Consider the following 22,566-nt stretch of genomic DNA (forward strand, 5'->3'; position numbering starts at 1 on the left):
GCCCCAGGGCGGCCCGGTCGCCCACCGTCCAGCAGGCTGGTCAACACCGCGTTGCCCACCGGGCGCTGCGGCCCGAGCGCGGCATGAGCGGTCACCAGGGCAGGCGGTCCCGTCCGGGCCGCCGCCCGGGCAGATCCCCGCGCCCGAAGGTGCCGGCCGACCTGCGCGGCGGCCGGGCTACCCCCGAGCCCGGCTCCGGCAGGGCCCGAAGTACCGGCACTCGATCAGGGCCCGGGGGTCGAGGGATCGCGCGCGCGGCTCGAGCGTGTCGAGCAGTGCGGCGATCTCTGCCAGGTCCACGGCACCGTCGGCGGTGAAGGGGAAGAACCGCTCCATGGTGTCGTGCTCGGCGCAGCCGCTGCCCCGGAGGTTGCCCGCCGGGACGACGGTGAAGACCTCGTCGCCCTGGTTGTCGAACGTGAAATAGCACTGCAGCCGCACCGGGGTGGTGTCGGCGACGTCGTTGATGTGCTGACCGCCGTAGGTGGCGGGGTAGTGCCACCTGGCGTGGACGTCGTCGGCGAACCAGACGCGGCCGGGATCGCTGTCGCCGTCGAGGTGCCAGCCCCGCCCGGTGAGGAACTCGTGCACGCGGAGCTGACGGGCGAGCGCCAGATCGGTCGGCGGCGTGGTCATCGTGCATCCCTTCGAACGAGGCGGTTACCCACGCTCAGTGTCGCCCTCGGGGGTCCGCCACGACTGGGCGACCCGCATCCGGGAACCGAGACAGGGCGCGGGTCAAACGATCCCGGCCGCGATCAGCTGCTGCCAGATCTCGCCCTGGTCGACGACCTCGACGCCGTGCTTCTCGGCCTTGGTCAGCTTGCTCGCCCCGACGTCCGCGCCCGTGATGAGCAGATCGGTGCTCGCCGAGACCGAGGACGCCGTGGTCGCGCCCGCCTTCTCGCAGAGCCGCTGGAACGTCGGACGGGGGACCTTCTCCCCCGAACGGGGATCGTGGATCGCGCCGGTGACCACCACCGTCTTGCCCGCCAGCGGCGCGCCGGCCGCGACGACCGGCGGGAGGTCCTCCTCGCGCACGTCCAGGGAAACGCCCGCCTTCCGCAGCCGCTCGAGTTCGGGGCGCAACCGGGTGAGGTGCTCGATCAGCGACGCGGCGACCTTCGGCCCGATGTCCTCCACGGCCACGAGCCCGTCGACGCCCGCGTCCGCGACGTCCTCCAGGGCGCCGAACCCCGCCCGGCACAGGCGGGCGGCGGTGCCTTCGGACGCCATCGGGATCGCCAGCCCGATCAGCGCCCGGCGCAGGCCGACCGACCGGCTCGCGTCGATCGACTCGATCATCCGCGTGGCCGAGACCTCGCCGATTCGGTCGAACTCCAGCAGTTTTTCCTTGGTCAGCCCGTAGAAGTCCGACGGGTGCTCCAAGATCCCCGCCTCGGCCAGCCGTTCGATCCACACGCCGCCGATGGCGTCGATGTCGGCCGCGGCCCGCGACGCCCAGTGGATCAGCCGCCGGACGGTCTGGGCCGGGCAGGAAACGTTGGTGCAGAACAGTTCCCGGCTGTTGCCCTGCTCGGTGAGCGGCTGCCCGCACGACGGGCACGTGTCCGGCGGGACGATCTCCCGCTCGGCGCCGGTGCGCTTCGAGGCGTCGAGCACGCCGGCGACGAACGGGATCACGTCACCGGCGCGGCGCACCAGCACGGTGTCGCCGATCCTGATGCCACGGGCCCGGATCACCTCCTGGTTGGCCAGCGTCGCGCGGGTGACCGTCGTGCCGCCCACGAACACCGGTTCCAGCCAGGCGACCGGGGCGATCTTGCCCGTCTTGCCGACGTCCCAGACCACGTCGGCCAGCACGGTGGTTTTCTCCTCGGCAGCGAACTTGAACGCGAGCGCACCGCGGGGCGAGCTCGACCGGGTCCCGGCCGCCGCGTAGGCGTCCCGGCTCGCCAGCCGCAGCACGGCGCCGTCGAGGTCGTAGTCGAGGTCGTTGCGCTGCTGCTCGATCTCGCCGATCACGCGCTGGGCCGACTCCGCGTCGGCGCAGCGCCGCATGTCGGCCGCGGTGAAGCCGAGCGTGTGCAGCGCGCCGCCGAGGTCGGTCTCCGCGCTGTCGGGCTCGGTGTACAGGTCGAAGGCGAAGAACCGCAGGCGCCGCTCGGCGACGGTGGCGGGGTCCTTGGCGCGCAGGGTGCCGGCGGCGGCGTTGCGCGGGTTGATCAGCGGCTTGTCCGGGTGGGCGCTGTTGTAGGCGGCGAAGGTGGAGCGCAGCATGACGGCCTCGCCGCGGACCTCGACGCGGCCCGGCGCGTCGACGTGACCGGGGATGCCGTCGGTCAGCGCCCGTACGAGCACCGTGACGTCGTCGCCGGTCGTGCCGTCCCCGCGGGTGACCGCCCGGGCCAGCCGTCCGTTCTCGTAGACGACGGCCAGCGACAGCCCGTCCAGCTTCGGCATGACGACCACCGGCTGGCCGGGGAAGCGGTCGAAGAAGGCGGCGACCTGCTCGGGCTTGGTCGCCTTCTCCAGGGAGAGCATCGGGCGCGAGTGCCGGATCGGCGCGTGCAGCACCGCGGGCGCGCCGACCTGGTCGAGGGGGTTCGGGTCGGGCGCGAGCTCCGGGTGCGCCCCGATCAGGCTCCGCAGCTCGTCCTCGACCGCGTCGTACTCCGCGTCGGCCACCAGCGGCGAACCGCGGTAGTAGGCGTCACGCAGCACCGTGATGCGATCGGCGAGTTCCTGGATGCGTTCCTGAGCGTTCACCGGAAGGACGTTACCGGGCACCCCCGACAAAAAACCGCTTGCCGCGGTTCCGCGGGGTCGCCGACGATGACGGGCATGGCGACCCGACGAGCCGACATGTTCACCGAGGACGGCAGGCCGTCGCCCGACGACCCGCGCGAGCACCGGGTGCGCCTGGGCGACGAGCGCACCACGCTGGCCGAATCCCTGCGCTGCCTGCGGCTCACGCTGGAGCTGAAGTGCGCTGGCCTCGACGCCGAGGCCATGGCGCGGCGGGCGGTCGAGCCGTCGACGATGTCGTTGCTGGGCCTCGTGCGGCACCTGGCCGAGGTGGAGCGGGCCACCTTCCGGGTGCTCCTGGCCGGCCAGGACGTGCCCCGGCTCTACACCACTGGCGCCGACCGCGACGCCGACTTCACCGGCGCCGTGCCGGATCCGGACGTCGTCGAGCAGGCCTGGGCGGCGTGGCGGGCGGAAGCCGGCTTCGCGACGGAGTTCCTGGCCGCGGCGCCGAGTTTGGACGTCACCGCCGAGGATTCCGCGAACCAGCACGGCAGCGGCGGCGGGGCGATGTCGCTGCGCGAAGCGGTGGTCGGCATGATCGAGGAGTACGCCCGCCACCTTGGGCACGTCGACCTCCTCCGCGAACGGATCGACGGCCGCCTCGGTCAATGACCGCAACCTGGAACAACTCCAGGGTTACGATCAAGATCATGCGATTCGCCATCAAGACCTCGCCCCAGAACACCGAATGGGCCGGCATGCTCGCCGTGTGGCAGGCCGCCGACGAAATCGAGCTGTTCGAATCCGGCTGGACCTTCGACCACTTCTATCCCATTTTCTCCGATTCGACCGGTCCCTGCCTGGAAGGGTGGGTGACGCTCACGGCGCTCGCCCAGGCGACCAAGCGGCTCCGGCTGGGCACGCTGGTCAGCGGCATCCACTACCGCCACCCGGCGCTGCTGGCGAACATGGCCGCGACGCTGGACATCGTCTCCGGCGGCCGGCTGGAGATCGGCGTCGGCGCCGGCTGGAACGAAGAGGAGTCGGGCGCGTACGGCATGCAGCTGGGCTCGGTCAAGGAACGCAGCGACCGGTTCGAGGAAGCCTGCGAGGTCCTCGTCGGGTTGCTGACCCAGGAGACGACGACCTTCCGGGGCGAGCACTACCAGCTGACCGATGCCCGCTGCGAGCCGAAGGGCGTGCAGAAGCCGCACCCGCCGATCTGCATCGGCGGCAGCGGCGAGAAGCGCACGCTGCGCACGACCGCGAAGTACGCCCAGCACTGGAACTTCGTCGGCGGCACGCCCGAGGAGTTCGCCCACAAGCGTGACGTGCTGCACCGCCACTGCGCGGACATCGGCCGCGACCCGGCCGAGATCACGCTGTCCTCGCACGTCCGCCTCGGCCCGGACCTCGACTACGCGAAGGTCGCCGCCGAAGCGGAGGCCCTCGGTGAAGCGGGCGTGGACCTGGCGATCGTGTACCTGCCGCCGCCGCACACCCCGGCCGTGCTGGAGCCGCTGGCGAAGGCGCTCGAGCCGCTGCGCTGAACCGCGCCCGGCACCGCGCTGCCCGCGAGGCCGGGCGACGGCCAAGGCTCCACGAGGCCGATCGCCCGGCGGGAGGGCCCGGTCGCGGTGGCGAGGTCGTGGGCTTGGTCGCGCCCGGCGGCGACCACGTTTTCCGGAGCGCCACCACGTCCGGCCGCAACGTCCACAGTGGACTATTGCTCAACCGCCCGGCAGGATGCTGTTCCGGTCAGTCCGTGCTTGCCGGAGCCGGTCCTGCGTCAGGTCCCGGACTTTCCTCAGGATGTCGGACAGGTCAGAGCACAGCACCTCCCCGCCCCCGGCACCCTGCTCGTTGCGGCCGCAGGCCGCGGCCGTGAGGACGAGAAAGACCACACACTGCACGACGAACAGCCTTCGCATCGGGTTCCTCCCTGCCTTCGCTGCTTCCCGGACGGGACGGGACGGCCCCTGTGCCGGGTTGCACCGGCGCGCGGCCGGGCGGGAGGACCCGGTGCTCACCGCAGCTTGCCGAAGAACGCCCGCACGTCCTCGACCAGCAGATCCGGCGCCTCCATCGCGGCGAAGTGGCCGCCGCGGGGGAACTCGGACCAGTGCACGATCGTGTGCTCGCGGTCGAGCGCGCTGCGGATCGACACGTCCAGCGGGAACACCGCGACGCCCGTCGGGACCGGGTACCGCTCACTCGCACCCCAGGCACCGGCGTGGGCGGTCTCGTAGTAGCAGTTGGCCGAGGAGCCGCCGGTGCCGGTCAGCCAGTAGAGCATCACGTTGGTGAGCAACCGGTCCCGGTCCACCGCGTCCTCCGGCAGCTCGGCCGCCGGGTCGGTCCACTCCTTGAACTTTTCCACGATCCAGGCCAGCTGACCGGCGGGGGAGTCGTGCAGGCCGTGCGCCAGCGTCTGCGGCCGGGTCGTCTGCAGCGCCACGTAACCGGACTGCTCGGTTTCCATGTACTCCAAGTGCTTCAGCCGCGCTTGCTCGGCTTCGGTCAGCTCGATCCCCGCGTCCCGGGCGGTGAACGCGGCGAGCCCGTTGGCGTGCACCCCGACGACCTTGTCCGGGGCGAGCCGGCCGAGTCCCGGGCCGATGACGGCGCCGGTGTCGCCGCCCTGCGCGCCGTAGCGGTCGTAACCGAGCCGGTTCATCAGCTCGGCGAACGCGCGGGTGATCCGGTCGGTGTCCCAGCCGGTCTCGCGGGTCGGCCCGGAGAAGGCGGTGCCGGGGATGGAGGGGATCACCAGGTGGAACGCGTTCGCGGGGTCGCCGCCGTGGGCTCGCGGGTCGGACAGCGGGCCGATGACGTCGAGGAACTCCACGATCGACCCCGGCCAGCCGTGGATCAGGATCAGCGGCAGCGCGCCGGGCTCGGGCGAGCGGACGTGCAGGAAGTGGATGTCCTGCCCGTCGATCTCGGTGGTGAACTGCGGGAACTCGTTCAGGGCGCGCTCGTGGCGGCGCCAGTCGTAGCCGTCGCGCCAGTACCCGGCCAGCTCCTTGAGGTAGCTCACCGGGACCCCGCGGCTCCAGCCGGTCCCGGGCAGGTCCGCCGTCCACCGGGTGCGGGCGAGCCGGTCGCGCAGGTCGTCCAGGTCGGCCTGCGGGATGTCGATGGTGAAGGGCCGGATCTCGCTGGTGTTCTGCATGTCTTCGACTGTAGGAGCCGGTTAGGTCAGGTTCGGTCCTAAGCGACCGGCAGAATCGCGGGTATGTGGGAAACCTCGGCGCGGCTGCTGCGTTTGCTCTCGCTCCTGCAGACCCGGCGCGACTGGTCCGGAGCCGAACTGGCCGAGCGGCTGGAGATCACCCCGCGCACCGTGCGCCGCGACATCGGACGGCTGCGCGCCCTCGGCTATCCGGTGCTCGCCACCGCGGGCACCGCCGGTTACCGGCTGGGCGCCGGCGCGGACCTGCCCCCGCTGCTGCTCGACGACGACGAGGCGGTCGCGGTCGCGATGGGCCTGCGCACGGCCGCGGGCGGCTCGATCACCGGCATCGAGGAGACGTCGGTGCGCGCGCTGGCCAAGCTCGAACAGGTGCTGCCGTCGCGGCTGCGCCACCGGATCAACGCCCTGCGGTCGGTGACCGTGCCGATGGCCAACACCGGCCCGACCGCCGACCCGGACACCCTGACCGCGATCGCCGCCGCCTGCCGGGACGCGCTGCGGCTGCGCTTCGGCTACCGCGCCCACGACGGCACCGAAAGCATCCGCACGACCGAGCCGCACCGGCTGGTGCACACCGGACGGCGCTGGTACCTCGTCGGCTGGGACGTCGACCGCGAGGACTGGCGCACCTACCGCGTGGACCGCCTCGAACCCCGCACGCCCACCGGGCCCCGGTTCACCCCGCGCACCCCGCCGGACCCCGATCTCTCCGGCTACACCTCACGGGCGATCTCGACCTCGGCCTACCGCTACCAGGGCCGCTTCACCCTGCACGTCAGCGCCGAAACCGCGGCGGAGCGCATCGCCCCGACCACCGCGGCGCTGGAGCCGATCGACGAGCACCGCTGCACCCTGCGCGCGGGGTCCGACTCGCTCGACGAGCTGGCCATCTACGTGGCCGGCAAGGGCTTCGACTTCCAGGTGCACGAGCCACCGGAGCTCGTCGAGCACGTCCGGGCGCTGGCGGCCCGCCTGGGCAGGGCGGTGGGCTGAGCGGGATCTCCGCGATCACCGCACCGCGCACGTGCCGCACGGCTCGGGTGCCGGCGCGCTGCGCGCCTCCTGACGGCACGTGGATGCCAGCAGCAGCACCAGGAACAGCACCGCGACGAGCCACACGCAACCGCCGCCCTCGGTGCGTTTCGCGCGGACCTCCACCCGTCCGCCGGGTACCGTCCGCGCGTGTCGCCGGGCGTAGTGGCGGGCCTGGGTCGCCGCGCCGCGGGACTCCGTCAGCCACGGCGTCCGGTAGGAGCATTCGCCACACCAGTACCGGTAGTTCGCGGCCATCGGGCCTCCTTCCGTCGAGGGATCCGGGCCGGGCGGCCCCCGTCACCGCCCGGCCCGGAAGATCAGGGGTGCTGGAGCGTCCGCATGAGCAGACCCACGAAGTGGTCCATGTCGGCCTGCAGGCACGGCTGCTGGTTGTGCTTGCCGGTGCAGCCGGGCGCCCACGCGCTGCCGTCGCCGTAGTCGGCGAAGGTGAACGGGATGCCCTCGGCGGTCAGGTTGGCCGCGGTCACCAGGTTCGTTTCCCGGGCCCGGCTCTCGACCACCGCGTGGAGCGGGTCGACGGTCAGGTCACCGCCGTTGCCGATGTAGAGCGCCACGCCCATGCCGCGCAGGGCCGAGACGTGCTGGGCGGGGCTCTGCGCGTTCCAGATGCCGTCGAACGGCCAGATCGGCGGCCCGAAGATCGCGTCCACCGACGTCGTCGGCGTGCCGGACGCGGGATCCAGCTCGGTTTCCGCCACCACCGCCCGCTGTTCGGAGTTCTGCAGGTCGAGGCCGCCGGAGAAGCTGCCGACGTAGCCGAACTCCTCCGGCCGGTGCTCGGCGTAGTGGACCGCGCCGAAGCCACCCATCGAGTGCCCGGCGATCGCGCGGCCGGTCCGCGCCGGGATCGTCCGCAGGTTGGCGTCGATCAGCGGGATCACCTGCCCGAGGTGGAAGTTCTCCCAGTTCTGCGTGCCGAGCGCGCCGGGGTTGACCCAGTTCGAGTACCAGCTGCGGCCGCCGTTGGGGTGCACCGTGATCAGCGGCGCCGCGCGCGTCGACGACTCGGTGATGTCCAGGTTCCGCTGGGTGTTGGGCAGGTCGGCGTTGCCGTGCAGCGAGTACAGCACCGGGTAGCGGGTGGCGGCCGTGCCGTCGTAGCCCACCGGCAGGGTGACCATGACGACGTGCTGTCCCGGCAGCTGGCCCGGCAGCACCGACGGGGTGGGCACCTGGTCGGAGCGGACGGCGAAGGTGAACGTCCGGTGGTTGCCGTCGACCCACGCGGGCTGCTCGGTGACGGTCAGCCCGAAGCCGTTGTCGAACTGCGGTGGCCCGGTTTCGGCGGCCGCCACGGGGGCCGCGAGGGCCAGTGCGGTGGCGAAAACGGTGGCCACCGCGGCTCCGCGCTGCAGCCCCGTTCGTGAATGACTCTCCATGGAGATCCCCTCTTCGGTGTTTCCGATTCGGTGTTTCCGATGACGAGCCGAGCCTGCTGTTCGCGCAGGTCGGGGAGCCAGGACGCAGACCGGCCAAATAAGGCCGGTCGGCACGCTAGGGTCGATCGGGAACGCAACACCGCTGCTGGGGGGATGCGCGGACGTGACGAGCGGGTTCGGCGCGCTGCTGCGAGAGCTGCGGCGGCAGGCGGGGATGACGCAGGACGAGCTGGCCGATCGGTCCGGGGTCGCGGTGCGCACGATCAGACGCCTCGAGCGCGAGGTCGGCACCAACCCCCGCCTCGGCACCGTGAAGCTGCTCGCCGACGCACTGGGGATCGCGCCGGAGGACCACCGGAGGTTGCTGACCGTGACCGCGGGTGGCACCGCGGTTCCGGCGGAGGGCATCGCGGTGCCGGGCGGCGAGTCGGCCGGTGGCGCCATGGTTCTCGGGGAAGGCATGCCGGTGCCGGGTGGGTTGGTGTCGGAGGCGGCGGCTCCGGGTGAGGTGGCGGGTGGCGCCGCGGTTCCGGCGGAGGGCATCCCGGTGCCGGGCGACCTCGGGCCGGGGGCGACGGCCGGCGGCAGCGCGGTACCCGGCGATGTCGTACCGGGGGTGGCGGCCCAGGGTAAGGCGGCTGGTGGGGTCGCGGTTTCCGGCGAGGGCGCCCCGCGGACAACGCCCCGCGGCGAGCTGGCCGCCGCGGCCGAGGGGCTCGCTCACGCCGTTGCCGGGCGGTGGCAGCGGGAGGAAGAGCAGCGCCGGATCCACGATCCCTTCCCGCTGCCCGTGCGGTGGCGGCCGCTGCCCGCGCGGCTGACCGACCACTGGGCCAACATCCGCCGCGTTCCCGCCGGGGCCACCGCCGATCCGCTGGACCTGGCGGGCGAACTCGGGGAAATCGCGGCCACCTACCGGCGGATCCCGTCCGGACGGCTGGTGATCCTCGGCCGGGCCGGGTCGGGCAAGACCGTGCTGACCCTGCGGTTCGTCCTGGACCGGCTGCGCGACCGCGCGGACACCGAGCCCGTGCCGGTGCTGCTCGGCCTCGGCTCGTGGGATCCGGGGGCGGCGGCGCTGCGGGACTGGCTGATCGACGCGCTGCTGCGCGACTACCCCGGACTCGCCGCGGCCGCGCCTGGCGGTGGTTCGACGCTCGCCGCCGCGCTGGTCGAGGCCGGGCACGTCCTGCCGGTGCTCGACGGGTTCGACGAGATCGCCGACGGCTTGCACCGCGCCGCGCTGGAAGCGCTGAACGGCACCACCCTGCCGCTGGTGCTGACCAGCCGCCCGGCCGAATACGCCGCGGCGGTCGCGGCGACCGACGTGCTGACCGCGGCCGCCGGGATCGAACTGACCGATCTCACCCCGGGCGACGTGCTCGCCTACCTGCCCCGCACCACCCGCCGCCCGGCGCCCGATGGCGCGCCCGGGACGGTGTGGGACCCCGTGCTCGCCGAGTCCGGCAGCGAAGCCGGTGCCGCGCTCGCCGCCGTCCTCAGCACGCCGCTGATGGTCGTGCTCGCGCGGACGGTGTACAGCGACGCGCCCGGGGAAGACCCCGCCGTCCTGCTCGACACCACCCGCTTCCCGACCGCCGAAGCCGTCGAAGACCACCTGCTGGGCAGCTTCGTGCCGACGGTGTACCGGGACCGGCCCCGGTGGGACCCCGGCCGCGCCCGGCGCTGGCTCGGCTACCTCGCCCGCCACCTCGACCGGCTCGGCACGCGCGACCTGGCGTGGTGGCGGCTGGGCGGCTCGTTGCCCCGCTCGTCCCGGATCCTCGCCGTCGTGCTCTCGGCCATGCTCGCCACCGCCGTCGCCGACTGGCTGTTCTTCGTGCCCGTGGACGTCGTCACCATGGGCTTCCTGCCCGGGCTGGGCGCCGGGCTGCTGGACGGGCTGCTCGTCGGCGCGGTGGTCGGCCTCGCGTTCGGCCTGGTCCACGGGATCATGGTGGTCTACGGCGGCCTGGTGTTCGAGCCGTCCCGGCTGCAGGTCCGGTTGCGCGGACGCACCGGGAGACCCGAGGGCAGCCTCCTGCGCCGCTACGCCGGCCGGTTCGTCGCCGGGCTGCTGGGCGGGTTCGTCGTCGGGCTGGGCTACGGGCCGGTGACCGTGATTTCCCGGGCGATGGCGACCGGCTTCACGCCCGGGATCGGCGTGCTGGTGGAAACCGCGCTGGTCAACACGCTCGCGAGCGGGCTCGTGTTCGGCCTGGCCGCCGGGGCGACGTTCGGGCTCGTCTCCGTGCTGGAAACCCCGCTCGACATCAGCTCGGCCGCCGGCCCCGCCATGCTGCTGCGCGCCAACCGCACGACGGTGCTGCGCCAGGTGCTGGCGTTCGGCCCGCTGCTGGCCCTGGCCATCGCGGCCGGCGGCCGGATCGTGGTCGAGCTCCTGCAGGGTGTCCTCGGGCCGCTGGTCTGGACCCTCTCGGGCGGCTTGATCGTCGGCGCGGTGGGCGGCCTCGGCGGGGCGGTCGCGTACGTCTTCGCGTTCACCGCGTGGGGCCAGTGGCTGGTGGTGTCGCGGGTCTGGCTGCCCCTGACGGGCCGCCTGCCGTGGGCGACGGCCGCGTTCCTCGAGGACGCCTACCGCCGCGGGATCCTGCGCCAAGCGGGCGCGTTCTACCAGTTCCGCCACGCCCGGCTGCAGGACCACCTGGCCAGGACCGAAAGCCCGTGAATGCCACCTTGAGGGACGCCAAGTCCCTCAAGGTGGCATTCACGGCTTTGCTCGGTCGCGGAGGAACTTCGCCCGCACGCCGATTCCTTCCGGGACCGCGCGGTGTCCATGTCTTCGGAAGCGGCGCAACGCCGGCCACCGGAGCCAGAAGGAGACCCGAGTGCGCACCAGGACTTCACCCCCGCCGGCGGCCCCGGCCGAGGGGCGGACGCAGCGAAGATGGGTGCTGGCCATCACCTCGGTCGCGTCGATGATGGTCGTCCTCGACGCGCTGGTCGTGGCGACCGCGCTGACGGCGATCAAGAGCGACCTCGGCGCGTCGATCACCGAGCTCGAGTGGACGGTCAACGCCTACGGTCTCAGCTTCGCCGTCCTGCTCATGACGTCGGCGGCGGTCGGTGATCGCTGGGGCCGTCGCCGGGTCTTCGCGACGGGGGTCGCCCTGTTCGCGGTGGCGTCGCTGATCTGCGCGGTCGCGCCGAACGTCGAAATCCTGATCGCCGGGCGGGTGCTGCAGGGCGCCGGGGCCGCGTTCGTCATGCCGCTCGCGCTCGCTCTGCTCGGGGCCGCGTTCCCGCCGGAGGCCCGGCCCAAGGCCCTCGGCGTCTTCGCGAGCGTCAGCGGCGTGGCGGTGCCGCTCGGGCCGCTGCTCGGCGGCGCCGTCGTGGAGGGCATCTCCTGGCCGTGGATCTTCTGGATCAACGTCCCGGTGGGAGTGGCGCTGGTCTGCTTCGTCCTGACCCGGACCGAGGAGAGCCACGGCCCGGATGCCGCCCTCGACGTCCCGGGCCTGGTGCTGGCCGGCGCCGGCTCCTTCGGGGTGGTGTGGGGCCTGATCCAGGGCAACGCGGCCGGCTGGACCAGCGTGGCGGTGCTGGGCCCGCTCGCGGCCGGCCTGGTGGCGCTCGGCGCGTTCGTGGCCTGGCAGCGACGAGCCGCCCACCCGATGCTGCCCCTGCACCTGTTCCGCTCGCGCCGGTTCGCCGCCGGCAACGCCGTGATCTTCTTCCACTGGGCCTCCGCGCTGGGCGCGGTGTTCTTCATGGCCCAGTACCTGCAGGAAGGGCTGGGGTTCGGGCCGCTGGCCGCCGGGCTCGGGCTGGCGCCGTGGGGTCTGACGACGGCGGTCGTCCCGCAGGTGGCGGGCCGGCTGGTCGGCCGGTTCGGCGAACGGCCCTTCATCGTCGCGGGGCTCGGGCTGCACGGGCTCGCCATGCTCTGGATCGCCCTGGTCGCCGGCCCGGCGATCGGCTACTGGGCGATCGCCGCGCCGCTCGTGCTGTCCGGCACGGGCATCGCGATGTGCCTGCCCGCCGCGCAGAGCGCGGTGCTGACCTCGGTCGCGCCGCGGTTCCTCGGCAAGGCCTCCGGTGCTTTCAGCGCGATGCGGCAACTCGGCGGGGCGTTCGGCGTCGCGATCCTGGTCGCCGGGTTCTCGCTGGCCGGCAGCTACGCGTCGAGTGCGGAGTTCTCCGCCGGGTTCGCCGCCGCCGCGGTGGCCAGCGCCGTCCTCGCCGCGGTGGGTGCGCTGGCCGGTTCCCTCATCCCTCGCCGCGAACCGAAGGAGTAAGGCCATGTCCGACCTGAAGGCCCACGCCGACCTGCTGCGCGAGCTGCACCACGGGAAGCTGCTGGTGCTGCCGAACGCCTGGGACGAAGCCAGCGCCGAACTCGTCGTCGAGACCGGCTTCCCGGTCGTGGCGACCTCCAGCGCCGCCGTGGCGGACGTGCTGGGGCACCCGGACGGGGAACAGGCCCCGTGGCGGGAGATGTTCGCCGCCGCCGCCCGGATCGCCCGCGCCGTGCCCGTCCCGGTGACCGTGGACGCCGAGGCGGGCTACGGCCTGGAGCCGGACCGGCTCGTGGCCGAACTGCTCGAAGCCGGGGCTGCCGGCTGCAACCTCGAGGACACCGATCACCGGGCCGGGGGCCTCGTGGACGCCGCGGCGCACGCGGATTTCCTGGCCAGGGTCCGCGCGGCGGCCGACGCGGCCGGCGTCCCGCTCGTCGTCAACGCGCGGATCGACACTTTCCTGCCGCCCAGCGGGTTTTGCGGACCGGACCGGACGGCCGAGGCGATCCGGCGCGGCCGGCTCTACCGGCAGGCGGGTGCGGACTGCGTCTACCCGATCGGGGTGTCGAGCGCCGACGGCCTGAAGCGGCTGGTCGACGGCATTTCCGGGCCGGTCAACGGAAACAGCGGCGCGGAACTGGACCTGGGTACCCTGGCGTCGCTGGGGGTCGCCAGGGTGTCCTACGGACCCCGCTTCTACCGGGCGGGCCTGCCTGCGATGCGCACCGCGCTCGAGGAACTGCGCGGCCAGGAGGGTCCGGGTGCCCGGGCGTCCCGCGGATGAGGCGGTGCTCGCCGCCGCCCTGGACTACGCGGTCACGTCGGCGGCGGAGATCGGGCTCGCCGACCTCGGGCGCGATCCGCGTCCTTGACCGACGATGTCCGGCACGAGCAGGGAGTGTGTGATGTCTTCCGAGGCGATCCCCCAGACCGGATCGCGACCCACACCTGCCTCGCCGAGCTGAACCACCGGAGCCGGCGCGTGCTGCCCGCCCGGGCTCGGCGCGCCGGCGGACGATCCCGGGACGCCGGTGTTCGCCGACGACTCGATCGCGTGGCTGGGGCCGTTACCCGACGCCGTGCTCGGCGCCCCGGGGAGGTCGCGTGGCTGCCCTGACCTTGCGCGGCCGAGCTGTCAGGTGCGGTCGTGGAGGGTGATCCGGTAGCCGTCGGGGTCGGCGAAGGTGAACGTCCGGCCGAAGGGGCCGTCGATCGGTGCGGAGACGATGGGGTGACCGTCGGCGACGAGAGCGTCGTGAATGGCCTGGACGTCGGTGGCGTGGAGCCAGATCCCGGCACCGATGCCGGGCTGGGCCACGGAGGCGAGATCGGTGCCGGGAACGACGTCGCGGAGGGCGAACGCGATCGGCTTCGTCTCGAAGACGACGGCGTGCGGAGGTCCGGCCGGCGAGCGGACGAGGCCGAGGTACCGCTCGTAGAACGCCTGCGAAGCGTCGAGGTCGCGGGCTTGGAGCGAGATGAAGTCGGGACCGGTGGCGGGCATGGTGTGCTCCTTCGTTTGCGTGTCAGTTTTCTGACACGGGTCAATCTATGTCAGAATACTGACATGAGTCAAGACGGTGTCGACCTGGAGACGTCACTGGGCTACCTGCTGAAGGAGGCGTCGAGCGCGCTGCGCGTAGCCATGGAGGAGGTGCTGCGGCCGCTCGGGATGAGCGTGACGCACTACTCCTGCCTCGAGCTGCTGGCGCAACGGCCGGGCTTGTCGAACTCCGAGCTAGCCCGGGGCGCGTTCGTGACCCGGCAGACGATGAACGTGCTGCTCCAGGCCCTGGAACGAGACGGCTACGTGACCAGGCCCGCGGAGGCACCCGTCGGAAAGGCTCTTCCCACGCGGCTCACGCCTCGCGGCCGGCGGAGCCTCGAGAAGGCGTCCGCGGCGGTCCGGTCCGTCGAGGTCAGAATGCTGGCCGGCCTGACCGAGGCCGAGCGATCGGGGGCGTTCCGGATCCTGCGGAGCATGATCCATGCGCTGCGCGACGGCGCCTAGCGCGCCCGGACCCGGCGGACCACGAACACCCCGGCGGTGACGGCGATGGCCGCGAGGACGACGTACTGGAAGCCCGACGCGTACCGCTCGACCACCGGCCAGTGCTCGCCGAGCAGGTAGCCCGCGACGACGAACCCGGTGTTCCAGACGAGGCTGCCGGCCGTGGTGTAGAGCAGGAACCGCCCGAACGGCATGCGCTCGACCCCGGCGGGCACGGAGACGAGGCTGCGGAAGACCGGGACCATGCGGCCGAGGAAGACGGCTTTGCCGCCGTGCCGGGCGAACCAGGCCGCGGTGCGGTCGAAATCGGCCGCCTTGACCAGCGGCACCCGGGCCACCAGCCGGCGCGTGCGGTCGTGCCCGAGCCGCCGGCCGAGCAGGTAGACGACGACGGCACCGGCGACGGAGCCCAGCGTGGTCCAGAAGACGGCTTCGCCGAGGCCGAACGCGCCCCGGCCGGCGGCGAACCCGGCGAGGGGGAGGACCAGTTCGCTGGGCAGGGGCGGGAAGAGGTTGTCCAGCCCGACGACGAGGGCCGCCCCGGGACCACCGAGCGATTCCATGAGCCCGACGGCCCACCCGGCCACCCCGGTGAGTTCTCCCGCGGCGGCCGGCGGGGCGGGGGATCCGGTCATGGTGGCTCCTGGGGCGGGGTCGGGCGAGTTCGTCGCGCGTAGTGGGCGGGAGTCAGCCGCCGCAGGCCTTGGTCAGGGCCGCCACCTGGTCCGTCTTCTCGCGGACCCACGCTGCCGGGGTTGCGGCCAGCTCGGCGGCCGTTGTCTCGCGGTAGGTGGTTGCCAGCTTGGTGATCGCTTCGGCCGCCGTGGTGTTCGCCGCCCGGGAGGCCAGGCCCGTCAGCTCGTCGGCGGCTTTGTGGGCTCGGTCGGCCGCGGCCGCCGGGTCCGTCACGTCCGAATTGGCCGTGGCGATCTGCACCGCTTCCGCGCAGACCGCCGCCGTCGAGGCGGCGTTGCCCACCTGGCCCGCCGTCTCGGCGGCCGCGCCGCAGGCGGTGAGGGTCAGGGAAACTCCGGCGGCGAGGAGGGCCTTCGTGAGGTGGTTCATCATCGTTCCTTTCGGGGAAGCGGGGTTCGGGTGCGGAGCAGGCTGGCGGCGACGGCCGTCGCGAGGATCGCGGCCACCACTCCCAGCGAGAGCGCGGTCGGGATCTTCCAGACGTCCAGCAGCAGCATTTTCACGCCCACCCAGACCAGCACCAGCGCCAAGCCGAGCTTCAGGTACACGAACCGGTGCATGACGTCGGCGAGCAGGAAGTACATCGCCCGCAGGCCGAGGACGGCGAAGGCGTTCGACGTGAACACCAGGAACGGCTCCTGGGTGACCGCGAAGATCGCCGGGATCGAGTCGACCGCGAAGACGATGTCGGTCACCTCGATCAGCACCAGGACCGCGAGCAGCGGCGTGGCCACCCAACGACCGGCCTGCCGCACCAGGAACCGGCCGCCGTGGTCGCCGTCGGTGGACGGGACGATCCGGCGGAACGCCCGCAGCACCCGGTTCTGCTCGTAGTCGACCGTCTCGTCCCGGTGCAGCGCCATCCGCACGCCGGTGATGACGAGGAAAGCGCCGAACACGTAGAGGATCCAGGCGAAGCTCGCGATCAGCACCGAGCCCGCGGCGATGAACACCGCCCGGAACACCAGGGCACCGACGACGCCGTAGAACAGGATGCGGTGCTGGTACTCGCGGGGGACCGCGAAGTAGCCGAAGATGATCGCGAAGACGAAGACGTTGTCGACGGCCAGGGACTTTTCGATGACGTAGCCGGCGAAGTACTGGCCCGCGAACTCCGCGCCCCAGACCCACCAGACCACGGCGCCGAAGGCGAGCCCCAGGACCACCCACGCGCCGGACCACGCGAGCGCCGATCGGACGCCGACGACGGGGGCCCGGCGGTGGGCGGCCAGGTCGATCGCGAGCATGACCAGGATGACGCCGAGCACGGCGGCCCAGGCCCAGAACGGGACGGTCACGAGACATTCCTCCGGTTCGGTGCCGAACCGGAGGTCTCCCCGGTCACCCGAAGGTGACGCCGGCACCGGGCTGCGCTGGGGCAGCCGTATTGACGATGCCGGACCGGGCGGGTACTCCCCTCCGCTGACTCCAGAATGACGAACTGCACTTCGTCTGTCAAGTTCGGACGGCTAAGACCTGGTCTCAAAACCTTAAGGGTGCGTCACTGCGTAACCTGCCGGTCCTGGTCGTCGATCGTGGGCAGTCGTGGCGAAGACGACGCAGCAGCGGCGGGTCGAAGACCGGCTCTGGGAGCTGATCGAACCCCTGATCCCGTCCCGACCAGCGCCGCGCGGTCCGGGTGGGCGGCCCCGGATCGATGACCGTGCCGCGCTGGAGGGGATCTTGTTCGTGCTCGACACCGGCTGCCGCCGGCGAGACCTACCCGAGCAGCTCGGATGTGGTTCCGGGCACACCGCGTGGCGGCGGTTACGCGAGTGGCAGGACGCCGGCGTGTGGGACCGGCTGCACCAGCTCGTGCTCGACGAGCTGTCCACCATCGACGGGGATGAACGAGCACTCTCGCCGGGAAGTGATCAGCCATCGGTGGGGCCGCCTCTTCAGAGGCGTTCGATGCGGTCGGCCTGCGGGCCCCGGTCGCTCTGACGCACCGTGTACCGGACCCGGTCACCCTTCTGCAGCGGCTCCGACCCCATGATCACGGACGCGTGGGCGAAGAGATCGTCGCCGCCTGCGTCCGGGGTGATGAAGCCGAAGCCGCGGTCGCCGTCGTAGCGCGCGACGACGCCCTCGCCGCCTCGTACGGGCACGTCCCGCGCCGCCGGCCCTGCGGCCGCGGCAGGTGCCGACCGCTGCGGCGCCGTCTGGGGCTCGGCGCCCCGGACCAGGTGCACGTCGCGGGCCTGCGGGCCCTTGTCTCCACTAGCCACCTCGTAGGCGACGCGGTCGCCCTCCGCGAGCCACGTCAGCCCCTCGGCCAGGGCCCGGGCGTGAACGAAGACATCCCCGGCGCCGGAGTCGGGGTTGATGAAGCCGAAGCCCTTGTCCTCGTCGTACCAGGCCACCGTGCCGTCGGCACCGTCCGCGATACCAGCCGCAGCGGGTGAGCCGGCCCCTGCTCCCAGCGGGATCACGTGCCCGGCCTGCGGGCCGCGCTCGCCTTCGACGATCAGGAAGGCCACCCGCTGCCCCTCGCTGACCACGCCGCCGGTCACGATGGCGGAGCTGTGCACGAAGATGTCGGCGCCGCCGCCGTCCGGCGACGCGAAGCCGTACCCCTTGCCCGGCTCGTACCAGTTGATGGTGCCGAGCAGGCCCACGGCGCTGCCGGTGGCCGCATCGGCGGTGACGCGAACGCGCAGCGCCTGGGGCCCGCGGTCGTTCTCGCCGACCTCGAACACGACGGCCTGACCCTCGCGGAGCACTTTCGCGCCGCCGTCCCCGACGATCTCGGAGGCGTGCACGAACACGTCCGGCGAGCCGTCCTCGGGCGCGAGGAAGCCGAAACCCCGTTCGGCGTCGAACCAACGGACGGTCCCTTGCGGCATCAAAGGCTCCAGGTCGAGAGGGCGGGCAATGGCCCCCAGTCTCTCTGACAGACCTCGCGGTCCGTCGGCCGGGCCCCACAGGCGGGCGGTGCGGAGCCACGGGCGGGCCGTTGGTTCACCTAGCGACACGCCGAGTTTTGAGACCAGGTCTAAGGTGGCCGGTATGGCTTCGTGGACGTTCCTCAGCAACCACGCGCACGTGCTGCTGTGCGTGGCCGCGGATCCCGACCGCACGCTGCACGACATCGCCGAGCGCGTGGGGATCACGGAGCGCGGGGTGCAGCTCATCCTCGCGGACCTGATCGCGGAGGGCTACCTCGAGCGCGAGCGGGTCGGCCGGCGGAACCACTACCGGATTCACCCGGAAGGCCGGTTGCGCCACCCGCTGGAGGCGCACCACCGGGTCGCCGATCTGGTCGCGGCGCTCGGCCTCGACGACGCCGAGCGCGGCACGCGTCCGGCCGCCGCCGCCGGAGTCGTTCGAGAAGGGCAGCCGGGATCGGCCGCTTCCCGTTTCAGCGCCCGGAAAGCCGACCGGTAGCACCGCACCGCGTCGGGCGGTAGGCCGCTTGGCGCGCGTCACCACAGCCTGAGCCCCCGCCGGAGGGGCCGCAAAGGCCCCTCCGGCGGGAGATCAGCCGCCCGCGGGCAGCCCCGTCAGGGCTTCCGCCAAGGTCAGCGGGCGGAGCGACAACGTGTACGCGTACGTGGGGTCCGCCGCGACCTGGCTCTTCTCGCGCACCGGGTTCGGGGTGTCGCCCACGCCGGTGGCCGCGTGGTCGGCGTGCAGCGTGAACCAGCCCGGGTTCCGCTGCAGCTGGAACGGGTACGCCGCCCGGTCCAGGTCGTCGTACGGCGTGACGCTGACGTCCTGCATCCCGCTCACCAGCAGCCCCGACAGCCGGCCGTCGGTCAGCAGCGCCCAGCGGGCGTCCGTGTGGTTGCCGTGGTCCTGCGGGCGGTGGTAGTCCACGTACTGCTCGTCCACAGTGGACTTGTTGACCGCGATCGGGGTGCCGTCCTTGCGGTCGACGTAGCTCTCCGCGGTGCGGCCGTACCAGGCGAACCGCTGGAAGCTGTCCGGGACGGCCAGCGACACCCCGATGCGCGGCAGGTAGTTCAGCGTGCGCAGGGTGCCCTGCGGGGTCACGTTGTGCGCCAGGTGCAGCACGCCCGCCGAGTCCACTGTGTACGTCATCGTCTGGTCGAACCACGCGCCCGCCACGTCCGGCGCCGCGACCCGGCTGTCCACCACGACGCGGACGCTGCCCGCGCGTTCCACGCGCACGCCGGTGACGGTCGTGCGCAGGCGGTCGAGGCCGAGTTTGCGCCAGTCCTCGCCTTCGGCCCGGCCCCAGGCGAACGTCTCGTTGCTGATCGGGGCCCGCCACGCGTCGAGCTTCGGGCCGCTCGCCAGCAGTTCCCTGCCCCAGGACTGCATCGACACCAGCGTGCCGGTCCGCTTGTCGACCCGGTAGCTCACCGGGCCGGCCGCGGCGGTGACCGCATCCGCGGTCTCCCGCGCGGTCACCAGGCCCCAGTCGAGCGGCGCCCGGTCGAGACCCGGCACGCGGGTGCCGCCGAGCGGGAACTGGTCGTGCGCCAGGACGTGGCCCGCGGGCAGCATCGGCCGCGGCGTCTTGACGACCGCCTCGACCGTGAGGAAGCGCTCGCGGTCGCCCGCCTTGACCGGCAGGGTGAGCCGGCCGGTGGTGGCCGCGGCGACGCGCAACGGCTGTTCGCCGCTCTTGACCGTCTTCGAGCCTTCGGTGACGCGCCACCGCAGGCTCACGTCGCCGGTGTCGCTGAACTGGCGTTCGTTCGTCACCGACAGCACGCCATCGGCGTAAGCGAACCGCAGCGGCTGGTGGGCCCACGCCAGCTGCGTGGTTTCCGGCTGCGGCTTCCGGTCCGAGCCGATCAGACCGTCCACACCGGACAGGCTGGAGCCGTAGGACAGGTACGTGCCCCGCTCGGTCACGCTGTCGAAGTCGAGCGCCAGTACCGCGCCCGGGGCCGGCTCCGGCCCCGCGAGCTCCGCCGCGCCGAGCGCGCGGTCGTGGATGCGGACGTCGTCGACCTGGCCGCGCGCCATCCAGCCGATGGTGGACGGGTCGTTCCAGGACGTCTCGAAGTCGCGCCCGATGTTCACCTCGGCCGAGGAGGAGTCGATCGCGCCGGTGAACGCCTTCTGCGCGACCTCGCGCCCGTCGATGTACAGCCGCAGCGTGGCGCCGTCGTAGGTGCCGCTGACGCGGTGCCAGTTGCCGTAGAAGTCCGCGGGGACCGGGGCCTGCACGGGGATCCACGTGCCGCTGTGGACGAAGAACTCCAGCGTCGTCTCGTTCTTCATCTTCAGCGAGTACTGGTGGTCGCCTTTGGTGATGATCGGGAAGCTGCCGGTCCACTTGCCCGGTTTCACCCACGCGTCCAGCGTCAGCGCGGTTCCGGTGAGGTCCAGCCTGCGGTCGCGGTAAACCTCGGCGAAGTCGTCCAAACCGGACAGTTCCAGGGCTTTGCCGCGGTGCCCGTCGACCAGCTTCGGGGCCCCGGACAGGTGGGTGGCGATGCCGTGCCCGGAGACGTCCGGGACGACGCGCACCGGCTGCCGGATGTTCTGCTCGGCCCAGTCCCAGATGAACCCGCCCTGGGTCTGCGGGTTCGCGCGGATGATGTCCCAGAACTCGCGGAAGTTGCCCAGGCTGTTGCCCATCGCGTGCGCGTACTCGCCGAAGATCAGCGGTTTCGTGGTCTTCTTCGCCTGATCGGCGAACTTCTCCGGCGAGGGGTACCGCGGGCCCCACACGTCGGCGAACGGCGCGTCGCCGTCGGGGTTGTTGGACTGGTGGTAGATCGGGCGCGTCGGGTCGTTGGCCCGCAGCCAGTCCGCCATCGCGTAGTGGTGGGCGCCGAGGCCGGCTTCGTTGCCGGTGTCCCACAGGAAGACGCTGGGGTGGTTCTTGTCGCGCTCCACCATGCCGGCCAGCCGGTCGAGGAAGGCGTCACGCCACTCGGGCTGGTTCGCCTGGCACCACTGGGCGCAGTTCTCGTGGTTGTGCGTCTCGATGTCGACCTCGTCGTCGATCCACAGGCCGTGTTCGTCGGCGAGCCGGTAGAAGTACGGGTCGGACGGGTAGTGCGACGTGCGGACCGCGTTGACGTTGAGCTGCCGGAGCAGCGCGACATCGCGCTCCTGCGCCTGGCGCGGCACGTGCCGGCCGTGCTCGGGATCGGTCTCGGCGCGGTTGACGCCCTTGAACAGCACGCGCTTGCCGTTGACCAGCAGCTGCTTGTCGCGGATCTCGATCTCGCGGAAGCCGGTCGTCTCGCGCGTGATGTGGGTGGTCTTCCCGTCCGGGCCGGTGAGGGTCAGCACGGTGGTGTACAGGTTCGGCGTCTCGTCGGTCCACTTGGCCGGGTTCCGCACGGGCAGGGTGAGGGTGACCGCGCCGCCGGCGTCCCCGACTTCGACGTCCTGGGTGGCGGTCCCGACCTCCTTGCCGGCCGCGTCGCGCAGGCTGAGCCCGACCGTGTGCTTCCCGGTGGTGCCACCCGGTTCGCGCGCGACCTCGACGGCGGCGGAAAGGACGGCGTCGGTGTACGTCGGGTCGAGATCGGTCCGCAGCGTCACGTCCCGGAGGTGGGTGGCAGGCGCGGAAGTCAGCGTCACCGACCGGAAGATGCCCGCGTACCGCCACTGGTCGTAGTCCTCCAGGTAGGCGCCCGCGCTCCAGCGGTGCACCTGGACGGCGAGCCGGTTGCGGCCCGGCCGTAGCGCGGCGGAGATGTCGAACTCCGCGGGCGTGTAGCCGCCCTGGTCGTAGCCGATGTACCGGCCGTTGACCCACACGAAGTACGCCGAGGTCACGCCGTCGAAGCGGAGGAAGGTGCGCCGCTGCGCCCAGTCGGCGGGCAGGTCGAAGTCGCGGGTGTAGGCCGCTGTCGGGTTGACGTCGCGGGGCACCCGCGGCGGCGCGTCCGGCTGGATCTCGGTGGCGATGTTGCGGAAGACCGGGTGGTCGAGGCCGTCGGTCTGCCAGGTGTGCGGCACGGAGACCTCGCGCCACCCCGACGTGTCGTACCCGGCGGCGTGGAAACCGGCGGGAACCTGCGCGGGGGTGTCCGCCATCGCGATGCGCCACTTGCCGTCGAGGGTTTTGGTGAACGGCGTGTGTTCCTGCCCCCGGACGGCGGAATCGACGTCGGCGTGCGGAGCGAGGAACGCGTGCGGCGGCTCCTGGCCTTCGCCGACCTTCCGCGGATCTTCGAGGTAGGAGTAGACGTCGTCGGTGGGTGGCGAAGCCGCGCTGCCCGGCCCGGCGGGCACCAGGACCCCGGCGAGTGCCACCAAGACCACACCAAGAGCGCGCAGGCGCACGGGGGAAACCTCCATGTTCCGACATGATTC

The 22,566-nt window shown here is 72.4% G+C and carries 20 protein-coding genes and 2 pseudogenes; 9 read left to right on the forward strand and 13 right to left on the reverse strand.

Features of this window, described 5'->3' with window-relative positions:
• Positions 1 to 177: 177 nt before the first annotated feature.
• Together AB0M80_RS18995 and ligA are read right to left on the reverse strand one after the other, a co-directional pair.
• On the reverse strand, positions 178 to 636 hold the full coding sequence (locus tag AB0M80_RS18995; protein WP_364566122.1) for a hypothetical protein: 459 nt from the start codon (positions 634 to 636) through the stop codon (positions 178 to 180).
• Between the two features lie 102 nt (positions 637 to 738).
• Positions 739 to 2,730, reverse strand: coding sequence for an NAD-dependent DNA ligase LigA (ligA, locus tag AB0M80_RS19000; protein WP_364566124.1), 1,992 nt, complete (start codon positions 2,728 to 2,730; stop codon positions 739 to 741).
• Between the two features lie 75 nt (positions 2,731 to 2,805).
• Here ligA and AB0M80_RS19005 point away from each other — a divergent pair, with 75 nt between their 5' ends.
• Together AB0M80_RS19005 and AB0M80_RS19010 are read left to right on the forward strand one after the other, a co-directional pair.
• Complete coding sequence (locus AB0M80_RS19005; RefSeq protein ID WP_364566127.1) at positions 2,806 to 3,384, forward strand: DinB family protein; 579 nt, start codon at positions 2,806 to 2,808, stop codon at positions 3,382 to 3,384.
• A 38-nt stretch (positions 3,385 to 3,422) separates the two neighbouring features.
• Positions 3,423 to 4,262 (forward strand): LLM class F420-dependent oxidoreductase, encoded by an 840-nt coding sequence (locus AB0M80_RS19010; protein WP_364566130.1) that lies wholly within the window; start codon positions 3,423 to 3,425, stop codon positions 4,260 to 4,262.
• 180 nt (positions 4,263 to 4,442) lie between these two features.
• Here AB0M80_RS19010 and AB0M80_RS19015 read toward each other — a convergent pair whose 3' ends face one another.
• Both AB0M80_RS19015 and AB0M80_RS19020 read right to left on the reverse strand, forming a co-directional pair.
• Complete coding sequence (locus tag AB0M80_RS19015) at positions 4,443 to 4,643, reverse strand: hypothetical protein (RefSeq protein ID WP_364566133.1); 201 nt, start codon at positions 4,641 to 4,643, stop codon at positions 4,443 to 4,445.
• A gap of 95 nt (positions 4,644 to 4,738) precedes the next feature.
• Positions 4,739 to 5,887, reverse strand: coding sequence for an epoxide hydrolase family protein (locus tag AB0M80_RS19020; RefSeq protein WP_364566136.1), 1,149 nt, complete (start codon positions 5,885 to 5,887; stop codon positions 4,739 to 4,741).
• A gap of 63 nt (positions 5,888 to 5,950) precedes the next feature.
• Between AB0M80_RS19020 and AB0M80_RS19025 the strand changes: the two genes are divergently transcribed.
• Positions 5,951 to 6,901 carry a WYL domain-containing protein gene (locus tag AB0M80_RS19025; protein ID WP_364566139.1) on the forward strand — a complete coding sequence of 317 codons (951 nt, stop codon included), beginning with the start codon at positions 5,951 to 5,953 and terminating at the stop codon, positions 6,899 to 6,901.
• A gap of 15 nt (positions 6,902 to 6,916) precedes the next feature.
• On the opposite strand, the gene AB0M80_RS19030 is transcribed toward AB0M80_RS19025, so the two are convergent.
• Positions 6,917 to 7,198, reverse strand: a complete 282-nt coding sequence (locus tag AB0M80_RS19030; RefSeq protein WP_364566141.1) for a hypothetical protein — start codon at positions 7,196 to 7,198, stop codon at positions 6,917 to 6,919.
• 62 nt (positions 7,199 to 7,260) lie between these two features.
• On the reverse strand, positions 7,261 to 8,301 hold the full coding sequence (locus AB0M80_RS19035; protein WP_364566143.1) for an alpha/beta hydrolase-fold protein: 1,041 nt from the start codon (positions 8,299 to 8,301) through the stop codon (positions 7,261 to 7,263).
• A gap of 205 nt (positions 8,302 to 8,506) precedes the next feature.
• Here AB0M80_RS19035 and AB0M80_RS19040 point away from each other — a divergent pair, with 205 nt between their 5' ends.
• From AB0M80_RS19040 to AB0M80_RS19050, 3 genes are all read left to right on the forward strand, one after another.
• Complete coding sequence (locus AB0M80_RS19040; protein WP_364566145.1) at positions 8,507 to 11,032, forward strand: helix-turn-helix domain-containing protein; 2,526 nt, start codon at positions 8,507 to 8,509, stop codon at positions 11,030 to 11,032.
• Positions 11,033 to 11,192: 160 nt separating this feature from the next.
• Entirely contained in the window at positions 11,193 to 12,602 is a 1,410-nt protein-coding gene (locus AB0M80_RS19045) for a DHA2 family efflux MFS transporter permease subunit (RefSeq protein ID WP_364566148.1), read from the forward strand.
• A gap of 4 nt (positions 12,603 to 12,606) precedes the next feature.
• Positions 12,607 to 13,389 carry an isocitrate lyase/phosphoenolpyruvate mutase family protein gene (locus AB0M80_RS19050; RefSeq protein WP_364566150.1) on the forward strand — a complete coding sequence of 261 codons (783 nt, stop codon included), beginning with the start codon at positions 12,607 to 12,609 and terminating at the stop codon, positions 13,387 to 13,389.
• A gap of 351 nt (positions 13,390 to 13,740) precedes the next feature.
• On the opposite strand, the gene AB0M80_RS19055 is transcribed toward AB0M80_RS19050, so the two are convergent.
• Positions 13,741 to 14,109 carry a VOC family protein gene (locus tag AB0M80_RS19055; RefSeq protein WP_364566151.1) on the reverse strand — a complete coding sequence of 123 codons (369 nt, stop codon included), beginning with the start codon at positions 14,107 to 14,109 and terminating at the stop codon, positions 13,741 to 13,743.
• Between the two features lie 63 nt (positions 14,110 to 14,172).
• On the opposite strand from AB0M80_RS19055, the gene AB0M80_RS19060 reads away from it, so the two are divergent.
• Positions 14,173 to 14,616, forward strand: a complete 444-nt coding sequence (locus AB0M80_RS19060) for a MarR family transcriptional regulator (protein WP_364566154.1) — start codon at positions 14,173 to 14,175, stop codon at positions 14,614 to 14,616.
• On the opposite strand, the gene AB0M80_RS19065 is transcribed toward AB0M80_RS19060, so the two are convergent.
• The 3 genes from AB0M80_RS19065 to AB0M80_RS19075 are packed head-to-tail and all read right to left on the reverse strand — an operon-like array spanning position 14,613 to position 16,610.
• Positions 14,613 to 15,251 carry a DedA family protein gene (locus AB0M80_RS19065; protein WP_364566156.1) on the reverse strand — a complete coding sequence of 213 codons (639 nt, stop codon included), beginning with the start codon at positions 15,249 to 15,251 and terminating at the stop codon, positions 14,613 to 14,615. The two genes, AB0M80_RS19060 and AB0M80_RS19065, sit on opposite strands and share 4 nt — an antisense overlap.
• Positions 15,252 to 15,303: 52 nt before the next feature.
• On the reverse strand, positions 15,304 to 15,681 hold the full coding sequence (locus AB0M80_RS19070; protein WP_364566158.1) for a bacteriophage spanin2 family protein: 378 nt from the start codon (positions 15,679 to 15,681) through the stop codon (positions 15,304 to 15,306).
• Complete coding sequence (locus tag AB0M80_RS19075) at positions 15,681 to 16,610, reverse strand: TerC family protein (RefSeq protein WP_364566160.1); 930 nt, start codon at positions 16,608 to 16,610, stop codon at positions 15,681 to 15,683. Before AB0M80_RS19075 ends, AB0M80_RS19070 begins: the two co-directional genes overlap by 1 nt.
• Positions 16,611 to 16,857: 247 nt before the next feature.
• Between AB0M80_RS19075 and AB0M80_RS19080 the strand changes: the two are divergent.
• Positions 16,858 to 17,142 (forward strand): annotated as a pseudogene (locus AB0M80_RS19080) (transposase); the annotation flags it as partial.
• A gap of 68 nt (positions 17,143 to 17,210) precedes the next feature.
• Here AB0M80_RS19080 and AB0M80_RS19085 read toward each other — a convergent pair.
• Both AB0M80_RS19085 and AB0M80_RS19090 read right to left on the reverse strand, forming a co-directional pair.
• The gene (locus tag AB0M80_RS19085; protein WP_364566644.1) at positions 17,211 to 17,930 is read right to left on the reverse strand and encodes a cold shock domain-containing protein; all 720 of its coding nucleotides are present in this window, start codon (positions 17,928 to 17,930) and stop codon (positions 17,211 to 17,213) included.
• Positions 17,931 to 17,960: 30 nt separating this feature from the next.
• Positions 17,961 to 18,158: pseudogene (locus AB0M80_RS19090) on the reverse strand (cold shock domain-containing protein); the annotation flags it as partial.
• 163 nt (positions 18,159 to 18,321) lie between these two features.
• Here AB0M80_RS19090 and AB0M80_RS19095 point away from each other — a divergent pair.
• On the forward strand, positions 18,322 to 18,699 hold the full coding sequence (locus AB0M80_RS19095; protein WP_364566162.1) for a winged helix-turn-helix domain-containing protein: 378 nt from the start codon (positions 18,322 to 18,324) through the stop codon (positions 18,697 to 18,699).
• 93 nt (positions 18,700 to 18,792) lie between these two features.
• On the opposite strand, the gene AB0M80_RS19100 is transcribed toward AB0M80_RS19095, so the two are convergent.
• Positions 18,793 to 22,551: a glycoside hydrolase family 2 TIM barrel-domain containing protein gene (locus tag AB0M80_RS19100; protein WP_364566165.1), complete on the reverse strand. Its 3,759-nt coding sequence runs from the start codon at positions 22,549 to 22,551 to the stop codon at positions 18,793 to 18,795.
• Positions 22,552 to 22,566: the final 15 nt, after the last annotated feature.

Origin of the sequence: Amycolatopsis sp. NPDC051045, assembly GCF_040682955.1 — a bacterium.
Classification (GTDB): domain Bacteria; phylum Actinomycetota; class Actinomycetes; order Mycobacteriales; family Pseudonocardiaceae; genus Amycolatopsis.